Annotated in this window: 5 protein-coding genes; 3 read left to right on the forward strand and 2 right to left on the reverse strand. The window is 75.0% G+C overall.

The features are described 5' to 3' along the window. The first annotated feature begins 109 nt into the window (after nt 1–109). From Q6969_RS11800 to Q6969_RS11810, 3 genes are read left to right on the forward strand one after another with little or no spacing between them, the layout of a single operon-like run. Complete coding sequence (locus Q6969_RS11800) at nt 110–1,120, forward strand: permease (RefSeq protein ID WP_317230616.1); 1,011 nt, start codon at nt 110–112, stop codon at nt 1,118–1,120. Between the two features lie 7 nt (nt 1,121–1,127). Next, nucleotides 1,128–2,069: a TIGR03943 family putative permease subunit gene (locus tag Q6969_RS11805; RefSeq protein ID WP_317230612.1), complete on the forward strand. Its 942-nt coding sequence runs from the start codon at nt 1,128–1,130 to the stop codon at nt 2,067–2,069. 7 nt (nt 2,070–2,076) lie between these two features. Continuing rightward, nucleotides 2,077–3,468 carry a hypothetical protein gene (locus Q6969_RS11810; protein WP_317230613.1) on the forward strand — a complete coding sequence of 464 codons (1,392 nt, stop codon included), beginning with the start codon at nt 2,077–2,079 and terminating at the stop codon, nt 3,466–3,468. On the opposite strand, the gene Q6969_RS11815 is transcribed toward Q6969_RS11810, so the two are convergent. Both Q6969_RS11815 and Q6969_RS11820 read right to left on the reverse strand, forming a co-directional pair. Next, nucleotides 3,455–4,723, reverse strand: a complete 1,269-nt coding sequence (locus Q6969_RS11815) for an MFS transporter (protein ID WP_317230614.1) — start codon at nt 4,721–4,723, stop codon at nt 3,455–3,457. The genes Q6969_RS11810 and Q6969_RS11815 overlap by 14 nt on opposite strands. Before the next feature lie 55 nt (nt 4,724–4,778). Then, on the reverse strand, nt 4,779–6,170 hold the full coding sequence (locus tag Q6969_RS11820) for a PP2C family protein-serine/threonine phosphatase (RefSeq protein WP_317230615.1): 1,392 nt from the start codon (nt 6,168–6,170) through the stop codon (nt 4,779–4,781). Nucleotides 6,171–6,469 lie beyond the last annotated feature (299 nt).

A 6,469-nucleotide genomic window follows, 5' to 3' on the forward strand; every position in this document is an offset into this window, starting at 1 on the left:
CAGCGGCGGCGGCGGCGGCACCAGCAGTGGCGGCACCGGCACCGGCACCGGCACCGCGACGCTCGACCGCGACGGCGCGCACGACCACGACGCGCACGCCCACGACGCCCTGAGCCCCGCCCGCCGCCCGGCCCCCGCGGGCCTCCGCACCGGCCTCGCGACGGGCCTCGGCCTCGTCCTCCTCCTCCTCGCCCTCCGCGCCGCCTCCCCCGCGCTCGGCGACGGCGTGCTGCCCGACCGGATCCAGGACCTCGTCACGCTGTCCGTGAGCGTCATCGTCGAGTCGCTGCCGTTCGTGATCCTCGGCATCGTGCTGTCGATCGTCGTGCAGGTGTGGGTGCCGCCCGGCGTGATCGAGCGGCGCCTGCCGCGCAACCCGTTCCTCCGCCGCGCGTGCATCTCGTTCCTCGGCATGGCGCTGCCCGTCTGCGAGTGCGGCAACGTGCCGCTCGCCCGCGGGCTCGTGGTGCGCGGCTTCACGGTGCCGGAGTCGATCACGTTCCTGCTCGCGGCGCCGATCCTCAACCCGATCACCATCATCACGACGCACGCCGCGTTCGGCTTCGACGGCTGGATCCTCGTGGCCCGGCTCGTGGGCGGCTTCCTCATCGCGAACGTCGTCGGCTGGCTCTTCAGCCTGCACCCGCAGCCCGACCGCCTCCTCACCGACGAGTTCCGCGCCGAGTGCGCCCTGCCGGACCCGCATGCGCACGGCGGCGCGCGCGTGCGGAAGTCGATCGGCCTGTTCGGGCGCGAGGCGACGACGATCATGCCGGCGCTCGTCATCGGCTCCCTGCTGGCCGGCCTCATCCAGGTCGCCGTGCCGCGCGAGGTGCTCGTGACCCTCGGCGGCAGCCCGATCCTCTCCGTGCTCGCGCTCATGGTCCTCGCCTTCGTCGTCTCCGTCTGCTCCAACGTCGACGCGTTCTTCGTGCTCTCGTTCGGGTCCGTGTTCCTCCCCGGCGGCATCGTCGCCTTCCTGGTGTTCGGGCCGGTCATCGACGTGAAGATGCTCGCGCTCATGCGCACCACCTACTCGACCCGCACGCTCGTGATGATCACCTCGGTCGTCGCGCTGATCAGCCTCGCGCTGGGATGGGGTGTCAATGCGATCGCCTGACGACCGGATGCCCGACGACCTGCCCGCCGCCGACCGCGCCGACGACCGGGACGCCGACGACCGGAGCGCCGCGTCGGATCCGCGCGGGTCCGGCCGTGCGCGCCGCCGCCGCGCCGCCGGGGGCCGGGCCTCGTCCACGGTCGGCCTCGTGCTCCTCGCCGCCTGCATCGTCTCGACGCTGTGGCTCACGGTCACCGGGCAGCTCGGCCTCTACATCCACCCGCGCTACTTCGCCTTCACGGGGATCATGGCCGTCATCGGCCTCGTCGCGACCGTCGCCGGGTTCGCCCTGCGGCCCGCGGAGGCCGCGGAGGAGCACGACCACGACCACGGATCCGGCGCCCTGGGCGACGCGGCAGCCGCGTCCTCGGCCGCATCCGACCCCGCGCCCGCCGCCGCACGCCGCCGCCGCGCGTCCCTGCGGTCCCGCGCCTCCCGCCTCGCCGTCGCCGGCGTCGTCACGGTCACGGTCGTCGCCGTCCTCGTCCTGCCGCCCCGCACGCTCACGACGAGCACGGTCACGCAGCGCGCCCTCAACTCCAGCACCGTCGCCTCCGACGCGGCGCCCGACGAGGAGCTCCTCGGCACGAGCGACTTCTCGACCCTGGGCGTGAAGGACTGGTCGCAGCTGCTCGCGCAGACCACCGACCCGACCTTCTTCACGTCGAAGTCCGTGGACATCACGGGCTTCGTGAGCGCCGACCCCGACGACCCGGACGACGTCTTCTACGTGACCCGCTTCGTCGTCACCTGCTGCGCGGTCGACGCGCAGCCCGTCGGCGTGCCCGTCTACCAGCCCGGCTGGGCGTCCACGCTCGAGACCGACGAGTGGGTCACGGTCACCGGCCCGTTCGCCTCGAACCCGAGCGCGCGCAGCCGGCAGCCGCTCGCCGTCATGCCCGCGACCGTCGAGCAGGTCGAGCAGCCCGCCGACCCGTACGTCTACTGAGCCGCCCGTGACCGACGCCGCCGCCTCCCCGCGCGCCTTCCGCCGGGCGTTCACCGCCGTGGTCGTCGTGCTCGTCCTCGTCTGCGGCGGGCTGCTCGCGGCCGCCGGCAGCCAGGGGCCGCGGCTGGTGCGCACCGACGTCGATCCGCTCGCCGTCGTGCAGCAGTCCCGGCAGCGGCTCGTGCTCGCGGCGAACCGCCCGCTCCAGCCCGTCGACGCGTCGCGCGTGCGGCTCGAGCCCGGCGCCGAGTTCACGGTCGACACGCAGGCCGACCGCATCGTCATCGACTTCGCGCGACCGCTCGCCTACGACGCCGACTACACGGTCGCCGTCGACGGCGTGCAGGGCATCGGCGGCGGTCCGGCGGCCGATCTCCGCACCTCGTTCCGCACGGGCGACCCCGGCATGCACGTGCTCGTCCGCGGCGGCGAGCAGCAGGCGGACCGCATCGTCCGGCAGCGGGTGGCGGGCACCGGATCCGGCGCGAGCGACGTCGTGTTCGAGGCGACGAGGATCCAGGAGTACGCCGTCGTCGGGCAGTCCCTCGTCGTCGCGACGCTCGAGGACGACGGCACGAACGGCCTCGTCATCGCCGCGCTCGACGGCTCCGGCCAGGTCCCGCTGCCGCTGCCCGACCGCGGGACGCTGCAGGACCTCCATGCCGAGGACACGGGCACCACCGTCGGCTTCCGCTTCACGAGCGCCGACGGCGGGCGCTTCGACGACACGCTCATGGTCGACGACGTGGCGGCCGGCGCCGCCCCCGAGCCCGTGCTCGGTCTCGACGGGCAGGCGGTCTCCGCGCAGGCCTGGGGCTTCGTCCCCGGGCGTCCCCAGCTGGTGGCGCACGGGCAGGACGGCGACCTCTACCTCATCACCGTCGACGGGTCGGCGCCGATCGTCCCGCTCGGGCGGCACGGCACGCTGGGGCCGTTCTCGGCGGACGGCACGCGCCTCGCGGTCACGGATCCGGGCACGACGACCGAGATCGACCTGCGCACCGCCCAGCAGACGACGCTCCCCACCGAGACGGGCGGCCAGGACCTGCAGTACGACGGGGCCATCTCGTTCGTGCCCGGCGACGACGGCGCGGTGCTGCGCGTGCGCACGGCGCTGGATCCCGCCACGGGCGCGGCCACGCAGCGGCTGGTGGTCGTCCGCGACGGCTCGGCGAGCGACGTCTACGTGCCCGCGGACCCGGCGACCCGGATCACGGGGCTCACGGTCACCCCCAACGGCCGCTTCGCCCTGCTCGAGACGGTGCCGGACCCGGCCCGCGGGGCCAGCGACGAGTACCCGCGGAACCCCCGCGACACGAGCGTCACCACGCTGCTCGTCGAGCTGTCCACGGGCACGGTGACCCGCAGCGTCGCCGGCTTCGAGGTCACGATCGGCTGAGCGGGGTCCCGCCGTCCCGTCCCGCCCGGGGACCCGCGGCCTGCGTGAGGAGCGACGCCGCGGCGACGAGGACGAGCACCAGCACCATCGCGCCGCGGAGCCCGAAGTGCTCGCCCAGGAAGCCGAGCACGGGAGGGCCGACGAGGAAGGCGACGTAGCCGACCGTCGCGACCGCGGCGACGGACGACGTGGGGTCGTCGCCGTCGGCGGCCGCGGAGAGCGTCACGGGGAAGCCGAGGGCGGCGCCCAGCCCCCACAGCACGACCGCGCATCCGGCCGCGACGGGGCTGTCGACGAACACGACGACGGCGATGCCAGCCGCCGAGACGAGCGCGCTCACCCGGAGCACGGCCGCGTTGCCGAAGCGCGCGAGGAGCGGCGCGCCGACGAACCGGCCGACGGTCATGGCGGCCGCGAACGCCGTGAACACGACCGTGCCGACGGTCGGCGACGCGCCGTGGCCGTCGACCATCAGGAGCGGCAGCCAGTCCATCGCGGAGCCCTCCGCCAGGGCGAGGGCCAGCACGATGGCGCCCAGCATCAGCACGCGCCGCTCCCGCATGGCCTGCAGCAGCGACCGGCGCGGGGATCCCGCCGCCTCCGCGGACGCGTCCCGGTCGACGCGTCCCGTGGCGGACGACACCGACCGGACGACGGTGACGAGCAGGACGCCGCCGAGCGCCGCGACGGCGAGGAGCTGCCCGACGACGGGGAAGTCGACCGCGGTGAGGCCGATCCCCACCACCGATCCCAGCACCGTGCCCAGGCTGAAGCACCCGTGCATCGCGGGGAGCACCGAGCGTCCGAGCGCCGTCTCGATGGCCGCGCCCTCGAGGTTCAGCGCGATCTCCGAGAAGCCGATGCCGAGCCCGGTCAGGGCGAGCCCGACGAACACGCCGGGGGTGGAGGAGAGGCTCGCGGAGATCCCGACGAGCGCGATGCCCGCCGTGAAGGACGCCCCGCCGAGCGCGACCGTGAGGCGCACGCCATGCCGGCGCACGAAGGCGGCCGACGTCAGCACCCCGGTCATCGACCCGACGGAGAGGCCGAGCAGCACGAGGCCCATCTCGGCCGTGGACGCCGCAAGGAGGTCCCGGACGGCGGGCGTCCGGACCACCCACGAGGACATGCCGATGCCGAACACGAGCATGAACGCGTACACCGCCCGCCGGCGCCCGAGGAGCGCCGCGGCGTCCCGGCGGGTGTCCGTCGTCGCGTCCCCCGCCGTCGCGTCCGTCGTCGTCCCGTCCTGCATGCCCGCCCCGATCCGTCCGTGCCGACCTCGAGTCAACCAGGTCGGCCCGGCGCCCTCACGCCGGGGAGGCGGTGCGGCGCACGGCGACGACCGTCACGTCGTCGGGCAGCGTGCCCGCCGGCGCGAGGCCCGTGATGCCCGCGACCGCGCCGGCGGCGCTGGGCCCGGCCGCCGTCGCGGCGTCCGCCGCGCGGTCGAGTGCCGCCACGGTCCCGTCGAAGAGGTCGAGCACGCCGTCGCTGCAGACGAGCAGCAGGTCGCCGGGGCCGAGGTGGACGGTGCTCGTCACCCACTCCTGCTCGCCCAGCGCGCCGAGGGGCAGGTTGCGCGACGGGATCTGCTCGCGCGAGCCGTCCGCCCGGCAGATGAGCCCGAGGCCGTGCCCGGCGTCCACGATCGCGACGTCGCCGCTCGCCGCGTCTAGCCGCAAGTGCAGCAGGGTGACGAAGGCGCCGTTCGCGTCGAGGTCCGGTTCGACGGCCCGGTCGACGACGGCGAGCGTGCGGCCGGGGTCGAGGGTCGGGAGGGCGGTGCGGAGCGACGCGCGCACGGTCGCCGCGATGACCGCGGCGCCGACGCCCTTCCCCATCACGTCGGCGAGGGTCACGACGATGCCGTCCGGGGTGCGGTGCCAGTCGAAGAAGTCGCCGCTGACCTCCCCGCTCGGCACGCACTCGCCCGCGACCTCGTAGCCCGGCACGTCGGGCACGGACTGCGGCAGGAGCCGCCGCTGGACGCCGCCGCCCTCGATCAGCTCCTGGCGTGTCCGGGCGGCGGAGGCGGCGAGCATCCGCGCGACCTGCTCTCCGCTGAGCGACGCCATGCTGAACGACACCACGACGAGGAGCACCAGGGTGATGAGCGTCGTCGACGGGGTGCCGAACCACGTCGTGAAGGCGGGGCTGCGCGGCCCGGTCGCGAGGAAGACGGCGAACCGGGCGGCGTAGTACGCGGCCAGCGCCCCCGAGGAGAGCAGGAGCGGCCAGCGCGTGCGGGACAGCCCGGCCTCGAGGAGGGCGAGCTCGCGCGTCGACAGGCCGATGAGGGTGCTCATCAGCCCGAGGTACAGCGGCCCCGCGGACCAGTCGTTCGTCGCGGGCGCGTCCGCGCAGGAGACGGCGACCATGACGACCGCCGGGGCGACGACGAGCCACCACGGCGTCGGGCGCCCGCGCAGCGACCGGCTCCCCATCCAGACGGCGGCGGCCCCGGCGACGTTGAGCCCGTTGCCGAGAGGGTTCGCCCAGACCTGGTCGACGGTGCCGTCGCGGAGGTAGAGCAGCGATCCGGCCATGAACAGCGCGAGGGCGCTGCACCACCAGAAGCTGAAGGCCGAGCGGGTGCTGCGGAACGTGACGAGCGCGAAGAGCAGGAACAGCGTGAGGGTGGCGACGCCGAAGGCGACGCGGAGCGTCAGCGAGTCGAGCACGGTGCGGTCGCCTCCCATCCGTCGGGATCTCGGGGAGGTCCGTCCGGGGTGCGGCGGTCGCGTCGACCGTGGTCGACCGCGCTCCGCCGGCGGCGATGCCGACGGCCCCCCGGGCGTCGGCAGTGCGTCTGGTGCCCAGGCTACCGATCCGCGGGGCGTCCGAGGGGCCCGCGCGGCGCCGATCGGGCCCGGACGCGCCGACGGCCCCGGCTCCCGGAGGGAGACGAGGCCGTCGATGCGTTCCGCTGTGATCGCAGGTGGTGCGTTCCCGGCGTGTGCCGGGTGGGTGCTACTTGGTGTTGACGGTGATCTTCGCG

Source organism: Clavibacter sp. MX14-G9D (genome assembly GCF_032917815.1).
GTDB classification, from domain to species: Bacteria; Actinomycetota; Actinomycetes; order Actinomycetales; family Microbacteriaceae; genus Clavibacter; species Clavibacter michiganensis_K.